The sequence below is a fragment of the Alteromonas sp. G5_S2_22_S1 genome (assembly GCF_054968525.1).
On record NZ_JBQKUJ010000002.1, the window covers coordinates 64,781 to 84,954 of the forward strand.

General features: G+C 46.2%; 18 protein-coding genes. 10 read left to right on the forward strand and 8 right to left on the reverse strand.

All coding sequences use genetic code 11. The annotated features are described in order from the left end of the window. Window positions 1–33 precede the first annotated feature (33 nt). The 3 genes from ACTRWF_RS02515 to ACTRWF_RS02525 form a co-directional block, all read right to left on the reverse strand. Entirely contained in the window at window positions 34–1,029 is a 996-nt protein-coding gene (locus tag ACTRWF_RS02515; RefSeq protein ID WP_232363096.1) for a hypothetical protein, read from the reverse strand. A 97-nt stretch (window positions 1,030–1,126) separates the two neighbouring features. After that, window positions 1,127–2,512 carry a siroheme synthase CysG gene (cysG, locus tag ACTRWF_RS02520; RefSeq protein ID WP_012517206.1) on the reverse strand — a complete coding sequence of 462 codons (1,386 nt, stop codon included), beginning with the start codon at window positions 2,510–2,512 and terminating at the stop codon, window positions 1,127–1,129. Window positions 2,513–2,641: 129 nt separating this feature from the next. Beyond that, the gene (locus ACTRWF_RS02525) at window positions 2,642–4,411 is read right to left on the reverse strand and encodes a DEAD/DEAH box helicase (RefSeq protein ID WP_012517207.1); all 1,770 of its coding nucleotides are present in this window, start codon (window positions 4,409–4,411) and stop codon (window positions 2,642–2,644) included. A 306-nt stretch (window positions 4,412–4,717) separates the two neighbouring features. On the opposite strand from ACTRWF_RS02525, the gene prsT reads away from it, so the two are divergent. Beyond that, window positions 4,718–7,492: an XrtA/PEP-CTERM system TPR-repeat protein PrsT gene (gene prsT, locus ACTRWF_RS02530; protein ID WP_012517208.1), complete on the forward strand. Its 2,775-nt coding sequence runs from the start codon at window positions 4,718–4,720 to the stop codon at window positions 7,490–7,492. A 182-nt stretch (window positions 7,493–7,674) separates the two neighbouring features. Here prsT and ACTRWF_RS02535 read toward each other — a convergent pair whose 3' ends face one another. Next, a complete protein-coding gene (locus ACTRWF_RS02535) occupies window positions 7,675–8,529 on the reverse strand; it encodes an ion transporter (RefSeq protein ID WP_024015683.1) in 855 nt (284 codons plus the stop codon). Between the two features lie 214 nt (window positions 8,530–8,743). Between ACTRWF_RS02535 and ACTRWF_RS02540 the strand changes: the two genes are divergently transcribed. After that, the gene (locus tag ACTRWF_RS02540) at window positions 8,744–8,896 is read left to right on the forward strand and encodes a hypothetical protein (RefSeq protein WP_012517210.1); all 153 of its coding nucleotides are present in this window, start codon (window positions 8,744–8,746) and stop codon (window positions 8,894–8,896) included. 97 nt (window positions 8,897–8,993) lie between these two features. Here ACTRWF_RS02540 and tolC read toward each other — a convergent pair whose 3' ends face one another. Beyond that, window positions 8,994–10,382, reverse strand: coding sequence for an outer membrane channel protein TolC (gene tolC / locus ACTRWF_RS02545; protein WP_462835093.1), 1,389 nt, complete (start codon window positions 10,380–10,382; stop codon window positions 8,994–8,996). 296 nt (window positions 10,383–10,678) lie between these two features. On the opposite strand from tolC, the gene nudF reads away from it, so the two are divergent. The 5 genes from nudF to parE all read left to right on the forward strand — a co-directional run bounded on the left by nudF (window position 10,679) and on the right by parE (window position 15,166). Beyond that, complete coding sequence (gene nudF / locus ACTRWF_RS02550; RefSeq protein WP_020742856.1) at window positions 10,679–11,305, forward strand: ADP-ribose diphosphatase; 627 nt, start codon at window positions 10,679–10,681, stop codon at window positions 11,303–11,305. Next, window positions 11,302–11,742, forward strand: coding sequence for a DUF1249 domain-containing protein (locus ACTRWF_RS02555; protein WP_015066188.1), 441 nt, complete (start codon window positions 11,302–11,304; stop codon window positions 11,740–11,742). Before nudF ends, ACTRWF_RS02555 begins: the two co-directional genes overlap by 4 nt. Next, a complete protein-coding gene (locus ACTRWF_RS02560; protein WP_012517214.1) occupies window positions 11,739–12,542 on the forward strand; it encodes a metallophosphoesterase family protein in 804 nt (267 codons plus the stop codon). The genes ACTRWF_RS02555 and ACTRWF_RS02560 overlap by 4 nt, the downstream gene beginning before the upstream one ends. Before the next feature lie 28 nt (window positions 12,543–12,570). Next, window positions 12,571–13,152 carry a YqiA/YcfP family alpha/beta fold hydrolase gene (locus ACTRWF_RS02565; RefSeq protein WP_015066189.1) on the forward strand — a complete coding sequence of 194 codons (582 nt, stop codon included), beginning with the start codon at window positions 12,571–12,573 and terminating at the stop codon, window positions 13,150–13,152. A 118-nt stretch (window positions 13,153–13,270) separates the two neighbouring features. Next, window positions 13,271–15,166: a DNA topoisomerase IV subunit B gene (gene parE / locus ACTRWF_RS02570; protein ID WP_012517216.1), complete on the forward strand. Its 1,896-nt coding sequence runs from the start codon at window positions 13,271–13,273 to the stop codon at window positions 15,164–15,166. Window positions 15,167–15,197: 31 nt separating this feature from the next. Here parE and ACTRWF_RS02575 read toward each other — a convergent pair whose 3' ends face one another. Continuing rightward, window positions 15,198–15,875, reverse strand: a complete 678-nt coding sequence (locus ACTRWF_RS02575) for a hypothetical protein (RefSeq protein WP_012517217.1) — start codon at window positions 15,873–15,875, stop codon at window positions 15,198–15,200. A 236-nt stretch (window positions 15,876–16,111) separates the two neighbouring features. On the opposite strand from ACTRWF_RS02575, the gene ACTRWF_RS02580 reads away from it, so the two are divergent. Both ACTRWF_RS02580 and ACTRWF_RS02585 read left to right on the forward strand, forming a co-directional pair. Continuing rightward, on the forward strand, window positions 16,112–16,816 hold the full coding sequence (locus tag ACTRWF_RS02580) for an HAD family hydrolase (RefSeq protein WP_012517218.1): 705 nt from the start codon (window positions 16,112–16,114) through the stop codon (window positions 16,814–16,816). Between the two features lie 209 nt (window positions 16,817–17,025). Then, window positions 17,026–18,234, forward strand: coding sequence for a YfiM family lipoprotein (locus tag ACTRWF_RS02585; protein WP_232362902.1), 1,209 nt, complete (start codon window positions 17,026–17,028; stop codon window positions 18,232–18,234). A gap of 129 nt (window positions 18,235–18,363) precedes the next feature. On the opposite strand, the gene ACTRWF_RS02590 is transcribed toward ACTRWF_RS02585, so the two are convergent. Beyond that, window positions 18,364–18,696 carry a hypothetical protein gene (locus ACTRWF_RS02590; protein WP_020742858.1) on the reverse strand — a complete coding sequence of 111 codons (333 nt, stop codon included), beginning with the start codon at window positions 18,694–18,696 and terminating at the stop codon, window positions 18,364–18,366. Window positions 18,697–18,950: 254 nt separating this feature from the next. Here ACTRWF_RS02590 and ACTRWF_RS02595 point away from each other — a divergent pair, with 254 nt between their 5' ends. Continuing rightward, window positions 18,951–19,142 carry a hypothetical protein gene (locus ACTRWF_RS02595; RefSeq protein WP_020742859.1) on the forward strand — a complete coding sequence of 64 codons (192 nt, stop codon included), beginning with the start codon at window positions 18,951–18,953 and terminating at the stop codon, window positions 19,140–19,142. A 1-nt stretch (window position 19,143) separates the two neighbouring features. Here the strand turns inward: ACTRWF_RS02595 and epmB are convergent, their stop codons facing one another. Further along, window positions 19,144–20,169: an EF-P beta-lysylation protein EpmB gene (gene epmB / locus ACTRWF_RS02600; RefSeq protein ID WP_012517223.1), complete on the reverse strand. Its 1,026-nt coding sequence runs from the start codon at window positions 20,167–20,169 to the stop codon at window positions 19,144–19,146. Window positions 20,170–20,174 lie beyond the last annotated feature (5 nt).

The window sequence follows — 20,174 nt, forward strand, 5'->3', positions numbered from 1 at the left end:
CCGCCTTTTGTGTAGGGCGTGAGTAAGCCGCTTTTAGTCCACCGCTTCTACTTGATAGCGACCTGTCACTATATAACGCTCAGTGTCTTCAGAGACTTGTCCAAATGGAATAAGGGCTGGGCCAGTGGGGTCGTAGAGGACGTAAGTCTCGCCGTCGTGGACTATGGTTCTATCATCTACCATAGGGGTGAGCGCTATGCCCAACAACGCGTGATTGGGCAGAAATACCATTATCATTTTCGTGGACGGTAAAAATGCGCGAACCATCGACGATGCCAGTACAGCCTTACTGTCACAGTCTCCGACATTTTGCATAAGTACGTTAATGGGTGGAGCATAGCCTGAACCATTACTTACCACTCTGTCTTCAAGTGTGTCATACGGAATACTTTGCAGCCAGCTTAGAATCAGCGAAAAGTACGCCCGTGAATCAGACTGTGCGTTGACCTTTTCGTAAAACGCTTGCGAGGCGGCGACCAGCGGTTTCACCGACTCGGCGGCATAGCGGGTATGGTCGGGTTTTATCGCCTTTTGATTGAACAACGTGGTGAAGCGCGTAAAGTAATGCTCATCTAAGTACGCGTTATACGCCTCTCGCTGGACGGCTTTAAGGTTGCTGAGTATGGCCTCGACCTTATCTTCATTCGCCCCTTTAACCTGTATATCAATAGAGTCGCGCTTTGGTATTATCTTAACGCGGGCCTCTTTGGGGTTAATTTTTTTGGCCTCTTCCATTAGCGCAACCGTTACGTAACGCTGGGCTATTTTGGGCCGATAGTTGGCTTGTTGAGTTGGTGCTGCTTTAATTGCGGTGTGAGGTAATTCGAAGGAAATAGATTGTCGAGTGCTATCCATATCTAGCCATTCATAGCTAAATAGTACGCCCGATTCACTCTGCGCCTTTTTGAATTTGAGTTGCTCGGCCCCTGCGGTGGTTGAGAAGAAAAGCCCAACCGATAGCCAATACAAGCCCACTAATAACACCCTATTGATGGCGCTTAATGGTGGGGAAGTAATTTTTCTAAACACTGTGCAGTACGCCTACTCATAACCAACGTCGTGTTACTGAGTATGCGTACCTTAGTAGAAAATACAAGGCTATCTGAAAAGCGGCTATCTCATTGGCCTACTCTTGAAACCAGTTTAGCTCATCGTGAAGGCCAACAACGCTACCTACAATTATAAGGGTAGGAGGCTGAAGCTGGGCTTTTTCTTGCTTAGCGACAATGTCTTCAAGCGTACCCGTTAACACCTGCTGCTTTTCAGTGGTGGCAGATTGCACAAGTGCGATTGGGGTAGAGGCATCTAGCCCTTGCTCTATCATCTTTTCGCAGATGATAGGCAAACCTGTTAAACCCATGTAAAACACTGCGGTTTGGTTTTTCTGTGCAAGAGCAGGCCAATTAAGGTCAATAGTGCCATTTCTTAAGTGGCCGGTGGCAAATACCACAGACTGTGCGTGATCTCTATGGGTAAGGGGAATGCCCGCATAGCTTGATGCACCGCTTGCTGCGGTAATTCCGGGTACAACTTGAAACTCAATGCCGTGCTGAATAAGGGTTTGAATTTCTTCACCACCGCGGCCGAAAATGAACGGATCGCCGCCTTTTAAACGCACCACGCGGTTACCTTTTTTCGCTTCGTCAACCATAAGTTGGTTAATATCATCTTGTGGGAGCGTGTGATTGCTTTTGGCTTTACCCACGTAAATTTTCTCGGCATCACGGCGCACCAGCTCAAGGATTTGTGGTGAAACCAGACGGTCGTAAACTACCACGTCGGCTTTCTGCATTAAGCGTAAGGCACGAAAGGTAAGCAAGTCTGGGTCGCCAGGGCCTGCACCCACAAGATAAACCTGACCTTCCACCTTTTTATCTTCGGCGGCCGCTTGCAGTGCCACATCAAACGCCTCATCGGCTTTCTTGTCTTGGCCCTTTTCAACCATTTCAGCAATGTCGCCGTCAAGTACGTCTTCCCAGAAGTAGCGTCTTGCGGTTACCCCGTTAAGGGTTTGCTTTACTTTTTCGCGAAATTTCTCAGAAAACGCACCTAGTCGACTTAAATTAGCGGGAAGTACCGTCTCTAACTTTTGACGTAAATAACGCAGTAAAACAGGCGCAACGCCACCACTGCTCATGGCTATAATAATGGGCGAGCGGTCGACAATAGAGGGGGTGATAAACTGGCAAAGTGGCGTATTATCTACCACATTCACCAGCACTTTGTTAGCGCGTGCAAGGTCGTGGATATACTGATTCACATCGCCTTTATCGGTGGCAATGAAGACCATGTCCTTGTCTGACAGGTCAGTGTCTTGAAACTCACGTTCAATGAGCGTTACTTTCTCGTTGTTAGCAAGCAGCTTAACCGTATCGCAAACCCAAGGTGCCACCACGGTAACGGTGGCTGGGGTCTTCATAATAAGCTCTAGCTTACGGGCTGCAACTTCACCCGCCCCTACAATAAGGACGTTAAGTTTTCTGGCATCAAGGAATAACGGAAAGTAATCCATAGCGGTTTTCTTAGCTTCAAATACAAAAAAAGAACTGACACTATTTTGCGCCAATTCTTTTTAATTAGAAAACAACGAAAACAGCCTTCATATTGCAATTAGTTATATAAAGGCTGGAAGTGTTGCTATTTAGTTCTTACGTTTACGGTTTTCACGGTTGCCTCTAGGTGCACGATCACCTTTGTCACCGCGGCTTCCACGACCGTCGCGCTTAGGTGGCGTGTCTGACCATTCACGAATGTTCAATCGCTGACCTGCTACGCGTGTGCCCGAAAGGGTGTCACGGGTTTCTTTTGGCATACCGTCAGGTAAATCAACAGTACTGAAGTTATCATAAATCTCGATAGCGCCAATGTGCTTCGAGTTTATGTTTGCTTCGTTCGCAATAGCGCCAACGATGTTGCCAGGCTTAGCGCCGTGAACATGACCTACTTCAATACGGAAGCGCTGCATGCCTTCTTCTGGCTTGCGGTTACCACGTGGTACTCTTGGCTTTCTTTCGCGGCCATCACGACCATCGCGAGAGTTTCTATCACGATTATCGCGTGGAGGCTTGCTGTTGATGTCTGGTCGATCTGATTCTTTAAGAATTAACGGCTCGTCGCCTTGCGCAATTTTAAGTAGCGCAGCCATGATGGTTTCAGGCGATGCTTCGTTTTCTTCTTTAATCATCTCAACAATAGGCATTAATGATTCAATGCTATCGTCTTGCGTTGCTTCGGCAACCGACTGTTTGAAACGGCTTAAGCGTGTCTCATTGATTTCGCTGATTGAAGGAATAGGCATCGCTTCAATAGGCTGTTTAGTGGTTTTCTCGATAGAGAACAACAAGCGCTTTTCGCGGTGAGAAATAAATAGGATTGCATCACCTTGACGACCAGCACGACCGGTACGACCAATACGGTGTACGTAAGACTCACTGTCATACGGGATATCGTAGTTGATAACGTGGCTTACACGCTCAACGTCAAGACCTCGGGCTACTACGTCAGTAGCTACAAGAATGTCGATTTTACCCTGTTTAAGCTTTTCAACAGTACGCTCACGGGCTGCCTGAGGAATATCACCGTTTAGTGGTTCTACATCGTAACCACGGGCAGATAGCTTATCGGCAAGTTCCACGGTAGCGGTTTTCGTGCGTACGAAAATAATCATACCGTCGAACACTTCCACTTCCATGATGCGGGTTAGCGCTTCAAGTTTGTGGTGCGGTGCGATTTGGCAGTAACGCTGGCGAATGGTGCTGGCAGTGCTTACCTTAGACGCAATTTTGACGTGCTTAGGATCTTTCAAATAGCGCTGGGTAATCTTCTTGATTGGGCCAGGCATGGTTGCCGAGAACAGCGCAGTTTGGCGCTCTTCTGGCGCGTGGCTAAGAATAAGCTCAACGTCATCGATAAAGCCCATGCGAAGCATTTCATCTGCTTCATCTAGCACTAAATACTTAAGTTCGCTTAAGTCTAGTGTTTTGCGCTTGATATGGTCGATGATACGCCCTGGTGTACCAACAACCACTTGCACGCCGCGCTTAAGCTGGCGAATTTGGTTGTCGTACGACTGGCCGCCGTATACGGGAAGTACTTTAATTTTTTGACTAAAGCTCGCATAAACCTGAAACGCCTCTGCAACCTGAATTGCTAATTCACGGGTTGGGGCCAATACCAGTAATTGCGGCTTACGTTGCTCAGGATCGATATTTGCCAACATGGGCAGGGCAAACGCAGCGGTTTTTCCTGTCCCTGTCTGTGCCTGACCGAGTAAGTCGTGTCCTTCAAGTAAAAGAGGAATACTCTCAGCTTGAATAGGAGACGGTTTCTCGTAGCCAACTTTTTCAAGGGCTTGTAAGATTGGTTCTGGTAAATTGAGGTCTTTAAATGTCATGTCGACAGTTGTTGTCATTAAGGGTCCTGGTGCATTAAGTAAGGAGGGTGCGGCATACGACTAAACCGTACTTTTTCGGTTTATTATCGCAAGACGCTATACAGCGTTGAACTGGCCTGTCCGGCGAGTTAATGAAGCGTATTCTTAGCGTATTTCGCGATATGCTTGCCAGCAGTGTTGCAAAAAACAGTATTATATTCGAATAATGGACAGGTTGCCACGAAATTGCATAAATTTGACGAAATAATAAGCAGTGCGGTGAGCGTTTTTTTACAATGTGCAGCAATGTGACAATAAAAATTTGAGGAAGGGCAAGGAATTACAATGACAAAGCATAAAACAAATAAATTAATTAAACGTACAACGTTAGCGGTTATGTTGACCAGTGCGCTTTTGTCAGGGTGTAGCGAAAAGTCGATGGAAAGCCACTTGGCAGATGCGAGAAACTATGTTTCTCAGCAGCAAGTTGATGCAGCCATTGTTGAGTACAAAAATGCAATTCAAAAAGGGCCTAATGCTGCTGAGCCACGCTTCGAGTTAGGCAAGCTTTATTTACAAAAGAACAACTTTGCCGCGGCAGAAAAAGAATTAAACAAAGCCATGGAGCTTGGTTATCCCGTAAGTCAAGTTATCCCTCTTTTATCTGTCGCTTATCAGCAATCAGGAGCAGAAAATGCCCTTGCTGAAGTGGATTACCGCGCAGAAGGTATGACTGCGGTAGAGTCAGCGGAAGTCGGGTTTTACAAGCTTCAGGCGCTTATGCAATTAGGTAAGACCGAAGAGGCACAAACGTTAATAGCCGATCTTTCTACGCTAGATACAAGCTCGGTATACAAGGGGCTAATCGATAGCTATACGTTTGTTTTAGACAATGACATGGAAGGCGCGTTAGCAGCAACTGAAGCGCTGCGCGAACAAGCACCAACCAATAAAGACGTACTTCAGCAGTTAGCAAAAATCTATCTGCAAAGTGGTGAGCCAGCAAAAGCCGCTGAAGTCTATGGCGTTTACGTGAGTCATTACCCTGATGATGTTACCAGTAAGTTTGCCTATGCTTCGCTGCTCATTGAAATAAGAGAACTCGATAAAGCAGAGCCCATTGTAGATGATTTGCTAACGCTTAATGAGAATCATCCTTTACTCAATACGTTTAAAGGCATTATTGAGTCGGCCAATGAAAACTATGCCAATGCTTTAGAGTACTTGGAAATTGCGGTGCAAAACGGCAGAAGCGACCAAGTTGTTAGATTGGTCGCTGGGTTTAGTGCATATCAAATTCAAGATTTTGAGGCAGCTCAGCGTCACTTAACCATGGTGGCATCTAGCTTACCTGATAATCATCCCGGCCTGCGTATGTTAGCAGACAGCATGCTTCAGCTTGGTGAAAATGATGAAGCGCTAGAAGTATTGGCGCGGGTGGAAGGTGAGCAAGGCGTAGACGCGGCACTTTTCTCAAAGGCGAGCTATCAGTTACTTAAAGATGGTAACGTGGTAGGTGCTAAGCAAATGGTAGCAAAGTCTGAGGCGGTAAGTACTACGGCTGATGATTTATCTCGTTTAGGTGTGCTTCAGCTTTCACTTAACGACATTGATGGTCTGGTTAATTTGGAAGAAGCGGTAGAAAAAGCGCCTGAGTCAGTGACATCTCAAGCGACCTTGCTACGCGCTTACATTGCCACCAATCAACTTGATAAAGCCAAGACTGCGGCAAAAGACTGGCACGAACAATCGCCAGAAACTGCTGCGCCACTTATCTACCTAGGTAATATTGCTACTGCTGAAGGTGCGTATCAAGATGCCGCCCAATACCTCGACAAAGCAAGTGAACTTAGTGATGCGGGCAATGAAGTAACGTATTCACGGGCTAAGCTATTGGTAGCAGAAGGCAAAAAAGATAATGCCATGGCGTTCATTCGCGCATTTGTTGATAAGAACCCTGCCGACGTACAAGCGCTAGCGCTGTGGTTTGCATTAGCCGTTGAAAAAGGCAATGGCGATGAGGTTATCGCGCATGCCCAAACGCAGTTTAATGGCAACAAAGATCAGCTTAATTTACGGCTTTTACTCGCAAGAATGTATTCCCTTAACAATCAGCTTGATAAAACAGTCTCGCTTTTAGCCGACGTAAAAGGCGACGAGTCATCACCGCAGGCGTTTTGGAATTTAAAAGGGCAGTCGCTTATTGCGACTAATAATGTAAAAGAAGCGACCGCATTTTTCGATCATTGGTTATCCCTTTACCCTCAGGATAAAAACGCGGTACTGGGCAAACTGCTTATCGTTGATTCACAAAAGCAGTTTAAGCAAGGGCTAGCGTTAACCAACAAGGTGCTAGCAAAACGCCCAGACGCACAATTAACGCTTTTAAAAGCGTATTTCCATAGCCGTTTGGGTCAGGCACAGCCTGCGTGGGAGATCATTAACAACACCGCGGATGATGTTAAAACGCTGCCGTTTGTTAGAGGGGTTATTGCTCGTTTACACCTTATCGAGAAAGCGCCAGAGCAGGCGGTAGACCATGCTAAAGCGGCTTATGATGCCACACCTAATTCAGACAATGCCTTACTTCTCGTGGCTGCACTAGAAATGTCTGGGAAAAAAGAGCAGGCCTTTAGTTTTCTACAAAAGCATGTAAAGGCGCATAACAACGATGTTCAAAGCGCCATGCTGTTAGCTGAGCGACAAATTCGCAACGACAGAGACAGCGCAATTGAAACCTATGAGCAGGTGTTAACACAAACGCCAGACAACTTTGTTGTGCTCAATAACTTAGCTTATTTGGCGTTTGAAGATAACGACTTAGCCCGTGCGGAAACGCTTGCCAAAAAAGCGGTATCACTACAGCGCGAGAATGCCGATGCGGTCGATACACTGGCCCAAATACATATTGCGAAAGGTGAAAAAGAGGCCGCACTGGCACTCTATGAGCAAATTTCTGCGGGGCCGATTGCAAACGATGAAGTCTATCTTAATCACGTGGCCTTGCTGCTTGAATTAGACAAAGACGCTTTGGCTAAACGGAGGCTAGCAAGCAGAGAGTTTACAACAGAGGCTGCAAAACAAAGGGTGGAAGCCCTTAAGACGCAGTACGGCTTGTAAGGCGTACCTGTCAGCACCGGGTGCTAAACAGGTTTAGCCGAGGTTAAGTGGATTAGCAGAGCAATGCTGCTTACTCCAAACTTTATAAAACAAAGGCCACTCACAGTGGCCTTTGTTATTTTTGGGGCTTTTCTAGAAGCGCGCGAGAGTGCCGTTTGAGTTATCAAAAACGGTGTAGAGGTTTAATCAGAGGTGTTTGTTTCACCTTTTACCGCTTGCGCTGACACCTGGGCCTTAAGCTCCCGTAATTCCTTCATAACGTCGTGCAACGTTGGCTCAACATGCCCTTGTGCTATTTGCTCCTCTAGCAGCGCTGCTTCTTTCTCTGCGCGGGCTTTTTCGTTTTCCCTTTCCATTACGTTTACTACAATGCCAATCACCATATTTAAGAACGCAAACGCCGTGAAAAAGATAAAGGTGAGGTAGAAGATCCAGCTTAGTGAATACACTTCCTGGGTTTCATACATCACGTCTGTCCAATCTTCGAATGTCATTATTCTAAAGAGCGTTAACATTGAGATGGTAATGTCGCCCCATAGCACGGGATTAATGTTTTCAAATAACGTACTGCCTACCGCTGCGTATATGTAAAAAATGATAAACATCAGCAGCATGACATAAGCCAACTGAGGCAAAGCTTTTACTAAAGAAACAAGCAATATTCTAAGCTCTGGAATAATTGAAATCATACGAAGTACGCGGAATACACGTACCAAACGGGCTATCAATGCCAATTCCGTATCGTCAGCTGGAATAAGACTTATAACCACAATAAGCGTATCGAACCAGTTCCAAAAGCTCTTGAAAAAAAAGCGTTTTTGCTTTTCAGCTAAAAAACGAATAGTGAGTTCAGTTAAAAAGAACGCGCTAATGAACCAGTCTAAGAACAACGTGACTGAAGCCATCCCTGAAGGCAGTTCGTAAGTTTTAGCCCCCACCAGCAGTGCCGAAATAACGATGACACTGATGACAAAGGCTTCAAACCATTTATTGGCGCGGATTCGTTCAAATTTATTTTGAAGTTCAGAGGCTTGCATTTTTAATTATCACTCAAGGAAAAATCAATAAACCAATTGGCTTGTGGTAAACCTTATTGGCGTTATACTAAAGTTGCTATGCGCACATTTATTGCGACATAAATGTAGGGGCAGTCAGCGCGAATTAAAACCTGTATCCCTACATAAAAGGTAAAACTGTAACGTAAAAAGCTAGGTCATTTACTATATAGGTAAGAAACAAAAGGGCATAATCATGGATGATGAGTTAAGACTGTTGCAAGCAAAATTACACGCCGTGTCCGTACGTTTATCTAATTTTGTATTGACGAAGCAAAACGCTCAAGCCTTGTGTAATGAGTATCGACAGCTTCTAGGTGCCCTGCAAAAGTTCACGCCGGCCAAATAACCCTCACGCTTTTCTTTACTACAAACTAGGCGGCGCACAAAAAAGGGCAGCGCTGCGCTACCCTTCTAATTCATCATCGAATGAACGACGATACAATTTAGCCGTTGTCATTGTTCGTAACGGGCTTAAGGCCGCGATTTATCATCGCTACGTCTTCACCTGTCAATGTACCTGCCGCTTGCTTAAGCGTAACCACTGACTGAATAAAGTCATAGCGTGCGCCCGCAAGGTTACGACGTGCATCAAACAAGTTACGGGTGCTGTCCAATACGTCAACAATAGTACGTGTACCGACATCAAAGCCCGCTTCTGTGGCCTTAAGTGCGCTATCTGCAGACACCACTGACTGCTCAAGAGCGCGAATGGTAGAGATAGACGCTTTTACGTTATTAAACGAGCTGCGAACTGACTGTACCGTTTGACGATACGTCTGCTCTGCAGCTTGGCTGGCCGCTACGTAGTTGTACTTCGCTTGCGACGTTTGCGCGCTTACGCTACCGCCTTGATAGATTGGAACGTTCAGCGTAATGCCAATTGATTGGTTATCCAAGTACGGCGTTTCATACCCAAACGGTGTACTAGAGCCGTCGTCATTTAATATTTCAGCATCAACATCATCTTTCGAGCGGCCGTAGCTGCCAGACAGTGATAATGTTGGCAAGTGACCAGAGCGCGCAATAGCAATATCTTCTTTTGCCACGTCCATGGCCAAACGGTCAACTAATAGAGCAAGGTTTTGGTCCTGCGCGGTCTCTAGCCAGCTGTCTACCGTTTCTGGTACTGGCATAGTCGCAGAGAAATTCTCTGTATTTAGACCGAAAAGACGATCGTGGTACTTGCCGGTAATAACACGAAGTGCTTCAAGGGCAAACTCAAGCTGGTTTTTCGCTTGGATTTCCTGAGCTACTGTGCTGTCGTAGTTCGCTTGCGCTTCGTGCACGTCAGTAATAGCTGTTAGACCTACTTCGAAGCGCTGGCGTGTTTGCTCGAGCTGACGCTCAATGGCGCGTTTTTCAGCACCAACAAACTCTACGTTGTCACGGGCACGCAACACATCGAAATACGCGGTAACCGTACGCACGATAACATCTTGCATACTAGCCGCAAGTTGCGCATCGCTTTGCTCTGCCACTTTCTCTGCGCGGTCTAAACCCAACCAGTTCGCGTGGTCATACAAAGACATTGATAAGGAAAGTCCGTAATCAGTGGTGTCGACAGTGGTATCTGTTGTGAAGATCGTATCTGGACCAAGCAGCTGAAAGCGTTCAGACTCCGAGTGCGTATAACCCACAGAGCCAGAGATTTGGGGTAGTAGGCTTGCGCGGCTAAGACTGATCCCTTCGAACGCAGCATCACGTTGCGCTTTCGCCTGGTTTACCAGTGGATCGTTTGCCAGTGCTTGTTGATATACCTGCATTAGGTCATCGGCTAGCGCACCAGTTGTCATCGAAACACCGATAACTAGCGACAGAAGTGTTCGTTTCATGCTTACGTCTTCCTGTTGTGTTCAAGTTGCGTCGTCGTTTATTCGTTAAGACGACTTATTAAAACCAAGTGTATGAAAATTCAACCACAAACCGAAAGTCCAAACTCGTAACAGTATTCGATTAACTGTAACAGAATATGTGATCTACCCACGCAATTATTATAGTAATAGACGACTTGTAATATGAGTTTTCTGTTATTCGCTCACACGCCGTACCGCATTTTTCATGCGTATACATGGTTGGTGTGTAAATGTACTATGTATGATAAATCTATTTGAACCATAAGTGTCAGCAAATGAGCAAGGAATTCCTTTCATTTACCTCAAATGACGTCGAAATTACCGACATTAAGCCAGTGTATCGTGGTTTCTTTACCATGAATCAGTATCAATTTAAGCACAAGTGTTTTAACGGAGAATGGAGCGACACGGTCACGCGAGAAATATTTGAACGCGGTCACGCGGTGGGTGTCTTGCCCTACGATCCTGAACTCCAAGAGTTTGTGCTCATTGAGCAAGTCAGAATTGGGGCATTAGCCACATCTTCAAGCCCTTGGTTGATAGAAATTATCGCGGGCATGATCGACAAAGGAGAAACACCGGAGTCTGTATGCCATAGAGAGTCGATGGAAGAGGCAGGTATTACCCTAGATAAATTAACCAAAGCGCTGAGTTATTTATCGAGCCCAGGCGGCACGACCGAAAGGTTACACATTTTTGTAGCAAAGACTGATGCTAGCCAAGCGCAAGGCATTCACGGCCTAGAAAGCGAGTCTGAAGACATTAAAGTACACCGAATAAAAGAAAACACCGCCCTTGAATGGTTGGAAAATGGCCATATTGACAACGCCGCAGCGGTAATTGCGCTACAATGGTTCTTTATGCACAAAACACTACTTCTGGAGCATTGGCAGACATCGTGACACAACGCAATCAACGAAAATACGTACCTCACCTTCCTTCAATGCAGGCGCTTTGCGAACTGAACTACTCCCATGTTCTGAGAATTTTGCCTGATTGCGATACGGAAGATTTGAGCTATGAATTTTCGGTTGGTGTCGGCCTGTCTTATGAAATACGTATTGTAGAGTCTGCTCGCTACACCAGTACGTTAAGCATTAAGCAAACCACTAAAGATATGCCCTCATATTTAACGCCCAGCATGACGGTGCGCTTATATCACGATGCGCGTATGGCCGAAGTGATAAACAGTCAAAATACAGGGGCGCTGCAGCCATCTTACGACTACCCCAATATTAAAATGCGCCAACGCAACGAAAAGCATATGGTCAACATTTTTTTGGCGGAGTGGCTGAATTTCTGTCTTCAACATACCTCTAGCGTTACGTCCGAAGCGTGATAAAGCTTATTCAGCTAAGTGACTGTCACTTACTCAAAGATAAAAACGAAACCGGCTATGCGGGCATAGCACCTTACGACTCATTAGAGCGCACCCTGCTTCATGCCGTGAACCATGCTGAACAGTTCGAAGCTAATAATTCATCGATGGCCCCATCATGCTTTATGCTTATTACCGGCGATATCAGTGGTGATAATACGCCTGAAAGCTATCAGCATTTCATCGCCTTAATGGATAAGTATGTGGACAGAGCGAACATTGCTTGGTTTGTGCTTGCTGGTAATCACGATAACAATGCGCACTTTGAAACGTACCTGGGTGATAAGCAGTTAAACAGCGATAACCCGTTGACGTTTCAAAACTGGCACATACACGGTATGGACACCCGCGCGTTAGATAGCACTTATACCGCTGCAGGCGAAGTAAAGGGTGGCGAGATCCATGACCTAACCCAGGCCGTCGCCCAATTACCCGACAATAATCATTTAATTGCGCTTCACCACCATATACTGCCGTCAAACAGTTGGATGGATAAGCATTTTTTAGCAAATGCCGAGGCGTTAGTTTCGCTAACTGAGCAATACGCTCAAATTAAAGCGTTAATCCATGGCCATGTTCATTCGCCTCTTCGCCAGTTAATAGGGGAAAATAGCACGCCGTCGTATGGGTGCCCTTCGACCTGTTGGCAGTGGGAAATGCAGTTGGCATTTGGGGTAAGCAATGACGCCCCAGGCTATCAGGTAATTGAGCTGCACGAAGACGGGGTTGTGGACGTAAGTATTGAACGGGTTGAGCACTAGCCCATAGTAAAAAAGAAAAGAGACATCTATGCAGCACATTTTATACCTACACGGCTTCTTAAGCTCCCCTAAATCGGTAAAGGCGCAGGCCACTAAAGCGTATTTCGAGCAAAACCATTCGGATGTCAGGCTACATATTCCCGAGTTGTCTAACTTTCCCAGCAAAGTAGAAGGTCAACTGCTCGACCTGATAGAAAGTACGCCAGCACTATTAGATGACGGGCTTAAGCTAATTGGCAGTTCCATGGGCGGCTATCTTTCAACGTTTTTGCTAGAGCAATTTGGTGGCAAGGCCGTGCTAATCAACCCAGCAGTGCGCCCTTATGAACTGCTGCAAAGCTTTATTGGCACGCATGAAAACCCGTACAGCAAAGAACAGTTTGAAATAGTTGAGGGTGACATAGGAGTAATAAAAGCATTAGAGGCTGAATCGATAAGCGATCAGGCGCGGTATAAAGTGCTACTACAAACCGAAGATGAGACCTTAGATTATCGCTTAGCGGCTGAAAAATATGCGCAAAGTCACCTTGTGATAGAAGAAGGCGGTGATCACAGCTTCGTTGGCTACGAAAATCACTTGCCAGCCATTGCTGAGTTTTTGCTGAAATAAGCGCATTGCCAGCCTTAACCAGCCCTGATAACATCAAATATACTTTGTGCAGTACTGTGGTTAATAACAGTATTGCGTATTCCTTATTCTATTGCTGGCTTAAATAACAACCATAACTATGTCAAATCAATACAATTCAGATGCCATCGAGGTCTTAAATGGCCTTGACCCAGTTAAGCGCCGCCCTGGTATGTATACCGATACCACTCGTCCTAATCACTTAGGGCAAGAGGTGATTGATAACAGTGTGGATGAAGCGCTTGCGGGTCACGCCTCGAGCATCAAAGTAATTTTGCACGAAGATCAATCGCTAGAAGTCATTGATGACGGTCGTGGTATGCCAGTAGATATTCACCCTGAAGAGGGGATATCGGGCGTAGAACTTATCTTATGCAAACTGCACGCTGGTGGTAAGTTTTCCAATAAAAACTATGCGTTCTCAGGCGGCTTGCACGGGGTAGGTATCTCGGTAGTCAACGCCCTTTCAAATCGCGTTGAAGTGACTATTCGAAGAGACAGCAGCGTTTATCAAATTGCATTTGAAAATGGCGACAAAGTAGAAGACTTGCAGGTCATTGATACCTGTGGCAAACGCAATACCGGTACGCGAGTCCACTTTTGGCCGGACCCACAATACTTCGATTCGGCCAAGTTTTCGGTAAGTCGCTTGAAACACAACTTGCGCGCAAAAGCGGTGTTAAGCCCTGGCCTACGTATTCGCTTTGACAACAAAATCGCTAAAGAAAGCCAAGAATGGTTTTACGAAGACGGCTTAAAAGATTACCTCTACCAAGCCGTTGAAGAATTTGAAACACTGCCGTCAGACACGCCGTTTGTTGGCAACTTCACCGGCAATACGGAAGCCGCTGACTGGGCAGTAATGTGGCTGCCCGAGGGCGGCGACTTAGTAACAGAAAGTTACGTTAACCTTATTCCTACAGCCCAAGGCGGTACACACGTTAACGGGCTGCGCCAAGGCCTGCTTGAGTCGATGCGCGAATTCTGTGAGTTTAGAAACTTAATGCCGCGGGGCGTAAAGCTATCACCCGACGATATTTGGGACCGATGCGCCTATATCCTGTCGACGAAAATGCAAGATCCACAATTTGCAGGACAAACCAAAGAGCGCTTGTCATCACGCCAAGCCAGTGCGTTCGTATCTGGTGTGGTTAAAGATGCATTCAGTCTATGGCTAAATCAGCACACGGAAATTGCCGAAGCGTTGGCAGAAATGTGTATCAACAACGCGCAGCGCCGCTTACGCCAAACCAAGAAAGTCGCGCGTAAGAAGGTAACGCAAGGGCCAGCGTTACCAGGAAAGCTCACTGACTGCTCTTCACAAGATATCTCTTACTCTGAGCTGTTTCTAGTAGAGGGTGACTCGGCAGGAGGCTCGGCTAAACAGGCTCGCGACAGAGAGTTTCAGGCGATCATGCCGCTGCGCGGTAAAATCCTGAATAGCTGGGAAGTCGACTCTTCTCAGGTACTGGCATCACAAGAAATTCACGATATTTCAGTGGCGCTAGGTATTGACCCTGATTCAACAGACCTGTCTGGTTTGCGCTACGGCAAAATTTGTATTCTTGCCGATGCTGACTCTGATGGGCTTCATATTGCAACCTTATTATGCGCGTTGTTCGTACGCCACTTTAGAACCCTTGTCGAGCAAGGTCATGTGTACGTCGCTATGCCGCCGCTATTTAGAATAGACGTAGGCAAAGAGGTGTATTACGCGCTAGATGAAGGCGAAAAGCAGGGCATTCTAGATCGTATTGAAGCAGAAAAGAAACGGGGTAAAGTGAACGTACAGCGCTTTAAAGGCCTAGGTGAAATGAACCCGCTGCAGCTTCGCGAAACCACCATGGACCCTAATACTCGCCGCCTTGTTCAGCTGACGATTGAAGATGCTGAAGAAATGATGGAGCTTATGGACATGTTGCTTGCTAAGAAGCGTTCTGGCGATCGCAAGACTTGGCTAGAAAGCAAAGGAAATATGGCAGAAGTCGTGTTGTAAAACAGGGCGTTATGCAAAAAAGCCCGAATAACTAAACGCCAAGACGTTGTTCTTGGCGTTTTAGTGTGTGCATCTTCAACAAAATACTGCCACGCATTATAACGCTGGTGCCGTTTAAAATAAGCAGCGGCCAGCTTTGGCTTAACGGCATAGTTAGGCCAAATAGTAAGGTGCTCACATCTTTAATAAGAATATTTCTAAATAGTGCAAAAGACAGAGAACCCACTTTTTTTCTCCGCTGAAGCACGAGCCACTGGTGTAACGAACCTTGAAATAATACGACGGTAACGACCAGCATTAGCGTATTGGCACCCAGCTGTGCTAGCCCCGGGAAAGGGCGAAAGGCTATAGAAATGGTACCGGCAACAAAAGCTAACAAAGCAACCGCGGTCACCCAACCTGATACTTTAGTGCGCCTGTGTTGCCAGATTTTCCAGATGATAACGAGGGTAAGAATAAGTGCACCAAAGCGCGTCCATACTAGGTAATGATTAAAGGGCTCTACCGATATACCAAATAGGTATATAGAGAAAAAGGCAAAGTAGCTAGAGCCAAATTGGTTGAGAGAAAGGCTTTGGTTGGCATCGAGACTGCTGCTGCGAGTAATCGCATTTTGATAACGCGACATGGCTTGTATTTGCGACCATAGCCCTAACCAAGTCAGTAAAAACAGCGCTGCGCTCACAAAGCCTAATACATGGTACAGCACTCAATTTGCTCCGTTATTACTAATACGTAGTAGTAAAAAGGTAAGCATTGTATCACAAGCTTGAAAAAGGTAAGGGCAGTAGTGGGTTAATTAGTGGGGCTATAAACCTTGGCCCGCTACCTGCATCGCCCTACTTAACCAGTTAATTACGCTGGTCATCTTAATTAACTATCGGCATCGATAGTACCCCATGTACTTTTAGTCTTTATTTCAACTACACAGCAAGGAGGTTTACTTTGACATTGCATTTTGCGTCTTCAACTTCAGGCCAATTAGCAGTTAGCGAAAAAACCACAACGCTATTGTTTGACCACGACGGTACGTTAATCGACTCAGAAACCGTACATTACGTTTTATGGAAAGCCATACTGCTTGGATATCATGTTGAGTTAAGTGAAACATTTTATTGTGAGGTGATGGCAGGCATTCCCGTTAAGCAAAACGCCATCGATTTGGTAGCGCATTTTAAATTAGACGTAGCGCCTGAGGTTTTAGCCGAACAGAAACACAAAAGTATTAGCGACTATTTAGATAAACACGCTTTTCCTCTCATGCCTTATGCTAAAGAGACCATAAAGACATGCTTCGATAAAGGCTACCGCATTGGTATTGTTACAGGCGGAAGTAAAAAGTCGGTGGAAAAAACCTTATCTCAGTATGCTTTGGCAAACTACATATCTTGTGTGGTGGCCGTAGAGGATGTGGTAACAAGCAAACCCGCTCCAGATTGTTACGAACTTGCCATGCGACAACTCAACAAAACCCCTGAAGAATGCGTGGCCATTGAAGATACTCAAACTGGGATGAGGGCCGCCCTTGCCGCTAACTTAGCCTGTGTGGTGATCCCCACGCCGCTATCGCAGCACCATGACTTATCTCGAGCAACCGTGCGCTGCGGCAACCTTCAAACGTGGGTGGAAAGCGAACTTATTTCGCAATAACCCCTTGGAAAGCTGACTCGTCGTGCCACTTGAAACTGGTGGCGGGTAAATAGATAACGTAGTATAACCATCGTTTTAACCACACAGTGTCTCAATGGCATCACGGGTAAAGTTGCTGTCACATGATTTTGCGTAGCGTCAAATGGCTGTTAATAAGTATAGCCTTCATAGTATTTCTTCTTGTGGCCACCGTCGTTACGGTAACGGTTATGGCTGTACAGCAAACTCCGTTGGTGGCCTCTACCGCGCCAACTCAGCTTGATGGTGCTGACAGTGTTAACGAGCTTTTAGGGCAGTTGCAGCGGGCGTTCTCGCGTCGCGAAGAAGGCCACCAAGTTACCCTAACTGAAACGCAAGTGGAAAGTTTGGTAGGCGTTTTACAACGGGCGCTACCTGACTTTAAGGGCGTGGTGAATATTACCCCTATTGGCGGCACCATTAATGTTACTTATGCCATTACCGATATGGGGTACTTCGTTAATGCTTCAGCACTTGTGCTGCCCGGCGACAGTTTGCGAATAGAGCAAGTGCAGATTGGCGATTTAACCATTCCCGGTCGGTTCTTACTGCGCTTTCTTGAACGTACCGTTAATTCTTACACCCAGTCAGAAATCGCCACCATTGCGTTATCGCGCGTTGAACGTGTGACTATGCGAAGCGGTGAGCTCACCTTAGATGTTGGGCGTTTAGATGAACTGTTGAGTGAACTAAATGTGGTAGCGTCTAATATGTCGGTAACCGAAGAGACTGAACTTCAGCGTTTAGCGGCGTACTACCTGCGCTATATTTCGGGAAGAGAAATTGCGCTTTCAGATAAGCCTGTCTCGCTTATCGAGTACCTGCGAGAGGGCATGGCAAGGGCGCGAGAACAAAGTAGAACATCAGAAGATGCACTGCTTCACAATAAGGCGGTAATTCTGGCGCTTGCTGTGTATGTGGGTCATCATCGCGTTGGAAACTTGGTTGGTGATATTCAACCTGATCCCAACAAGGCGTTGAAACCGCGCCGAGGCGCCGTACTTCACAACCGCAATGACTTGGCGCGCCACTTTATTATCTCCGCCGCTTTAGAGCTTTTATCTGAGCAAGGCATGTCGCTGGCAATAGGCGAATTCAAAGAGCTTATGGATCGTGGAAAGGGCGGTTCAGGCTATAGTTTTGTGGATTTAGCCGCAGACATGTCGGGCACAGAGTTTGCTCGGGTTGCCACCGAGCCTAGTACAGCATTACGTGTGCAAAATGCTGTGGCGCGTATTCAAAGTGAACTTGAAATTATTCCGCCCATTGATGGTCTGCCTGAAGGGTTAAGTAAGCAAGCGTTTACCGAACAATACCTAAGGGTAGATAGCGAAGCTTACCTGAAAGAAGTTAAAGAAATTAAACGCAGAATGGGTTTACTGCCGCTTTATCAACCCTAAAAAGCGCGGGCAGTAATTGGCTGAAGCGCGACATTATCGAACCCCACTTTAGGCCAAAAAGAACATTTAAACGTAAAGAAGCCCAGTAACCGTCGGCGTTAAAGGGCTTCCCGATATTCGTTTTTCGCGTTACTTTTTAGCAAGTGATTGTTGAAATTGCGCTATGGTCACAAGTGCCAACTCTATCTTTTTCACCAGCGGTGCCAAGGCTTGTTTCGCTGCATCGTCATCTAATGCTTTTAGAGACTGCCAATCGTTAGCAATTTCTTGCACGTACGGGCCAAAGCGTTTGGCCGACGTAGTAAAGCCGCTGTCTTCAGCAAATACGGCTGCAAATTTACCTTTTTGATCGCGCTGCAAATTATCTAAAGTTAGATCGGCATCAACGGCTTTGCGGTGTAGCGTTTGAAGTGTTTCTTGAAGTTGTTGATGGACAGCTTGCATCTCTTGGCTTTGTTGCATTGGTAACGCCTTTTGGTTCTAAGTGTCTAAAGTTTATGTATTAAGCTAACGTTTAAATGTTTTATGGCTGTCAGTACAGCCCGCTTAATTGCTTTACGGTAAATATTGATTAAAGTTTCGACTTTCAAGGCCGATACACTAACGTCTGTTGTCTTTTTTGTGCCTCTTAAACAGGGCGCAACATGCAACATACCGTAAGGGTGGGCAATTCTGCCCATTTTTTTACTTTGCTACAAGCAACAAAGGAAAATGGTATGGATCTACAAGGTGCTAGTGCCTCTGGAACGTCCGGTGCGTCACTTGAGTTGGCCTCTCTAAAGTTGGCAAAAAGCCAGCAAGAACAAGAGGGACAAGCGTCGCTTCAGCTGCTGGAATCAGCATCTGACGTACCAAAAGCATCCTCGTCAAACCCCGCGTTAGGCGCCAACGTCGATACCTACGCGTAAGTTACGGATGCAAATGTAAGTCGATAGGCGTTTTGCCGGGCTGTCCACCAATTTCTCTTACGAGTTTGGGGACTAAAAAGCCTGGCAGGCGCTTTATCGCTTCTTCCATAATGTGGCGCCCTTCATCATCACTCACGTAAAAGTGACTTGCGCCCTGAACTTTGTCCAACACGTGTAAATAGTAAGGCAACACGCTAGCCTCAAATAGTGCTTCGCTTAAATCACTTATTGCTTCACCTGAATCATTCACACCTTTTAAAAGTACCGACTGATTAAGCAAAGTTACCCCTTTTTCTCGCAGCGTAATTAACCGTGATTTAAGCGCCTCTGACATCTCGTTAGCGTGGTTGGCATGCAGTACCAATACTTTTTGAATAGGTAGCGCGGTAAACCAATTTACAAACGCATTATTGATTCTCTCAGGTAGTACCACGGGCAAACGGGTATGAATCCGCAAGCGTTTGACATGGTTGATAGAAGCAATTTCGTTAGCTAACCACGCGAGATGATCGTCTTTAGCCATAAGCGGGTCGCCACCAGAAAAGATGACTTCGTTAATATTGTCGTGAGCTTGAATGTACTGCAGCACCTCTTCCCACTGATGTTTGCTTACGGCGTTATCAGCATAAGGGAAATGGCGGCGAAAGCAGTAGCGGCAGTTAACCGCACACCCGGTACGCACCATAAGCAGCACACGAGAGTCATATTTATGCAAAATACCTTTGCCCGCCGTATCGTGCTCTTCTAGTGGGTCTTCACTGTACCCGGGCGAGGTTAAAAACTCGTCGCTCAGCGGCATGACTTGCAGAAACAGCGGGTCATTGGGGTTGCCTTTTTCCATTAAATCAGCGAAATGCCGTGGAACACGCATGGGGAACAGTCGCCGCGCTTTAATATGTTGTGCGTACTTTTCTTCGTCTAAACCCAAGTGCTGCAGCAGTTTTGCGGGATCAGTAAAACTGCCAGCTAATTCTTTTTGCCAGTTATGCTCTACAGAAATCGGTTTTTTAGGTATTATTTGTTCCACGAAAC

Bases quoted from the DNA above. Each gene is read 5' to 3' on its own strand.
- nudF (WP_020742856.1), top strand. From the start codon at position 10,679: ATGAGCAAGGAATTCCTTTCATTTACCTCAAATGACGTCGAAATTACC.
- prsT (WP_012517208.1), top strand. From the start codon at position 4,718: ATGACAAAGCATAAAACAAATAAATTAATTAAACGTACAACGTTAGCG.
- ACTRWF_RS02585 (WP_232362902.1), top strand. From the start codon at position 17,026: ATGGCTGTACAGCAAACTCCGTTGGTGGCCTCTACCGCGCCAACTCAG.
- ACTRWF_RS02565 (WP_015066189.1), top strand. From the start codon at position 12,571: ATGCAGCACATTTTATACCTACACGGCTTCTTAAGCTCCCCTAAATCG.
- tolC (WP_462835093.1), bottom strand. From the start codon at position 10,382: ATGAAACGAACACTTCTGTCGCTAGTTATCGGTGTTTCGATGACAACT.
- ACTRWF_RS02595 (WP_020742859.1), top strand. From the start codon at position 18,951: ATGGATCTACAAGGTGCTAGTGCCTCTGGAACGTCCGGTGCGTCACTT.
- cysG (WP_012517206.1), bottom strand. From the start codon at position 2,512: ATGGATTACTTTCCGTTATTCCTTGATGCCAGAAAACTTAACGTCCTT.
- ACTRWF_RS02590 (WP_020742858.1), bottom strand. From the start codon at position 18,696: ATGCAACAAAGCCAAGAGATGCAAGCTGTCCATCAACAACTTCAAGAA.
- parE (WP_012517216.1), top strand. From the start codon at position 13,271: ATGTCAAATCAATACAATTCAGATGCCATCGAGGTCTTAAATGGCCTT.
- ACTRWF_RS02525 (WP_012517207.1), bottom strand. From the start codon at position 4,411: ATGACAACAACTGTCGACATGACATTTAAAGACCTCAATTTACCAGAA.
- ACTRWF_RS02535 (WP_024015683.1), bottom strand. From the start codon at position 8,529: ATGCAAGCCTCTGAACTTCAAAATAAATTTGAACGAATCCGCGCCAAT.
- ACTRWF_RS02540 (WP_012517210.1), top strand. From the start codon at position 8,744: ATGGATGATGAGTTAAGACTGTTGCAAGCAAAATTACACGCCGTGTCC.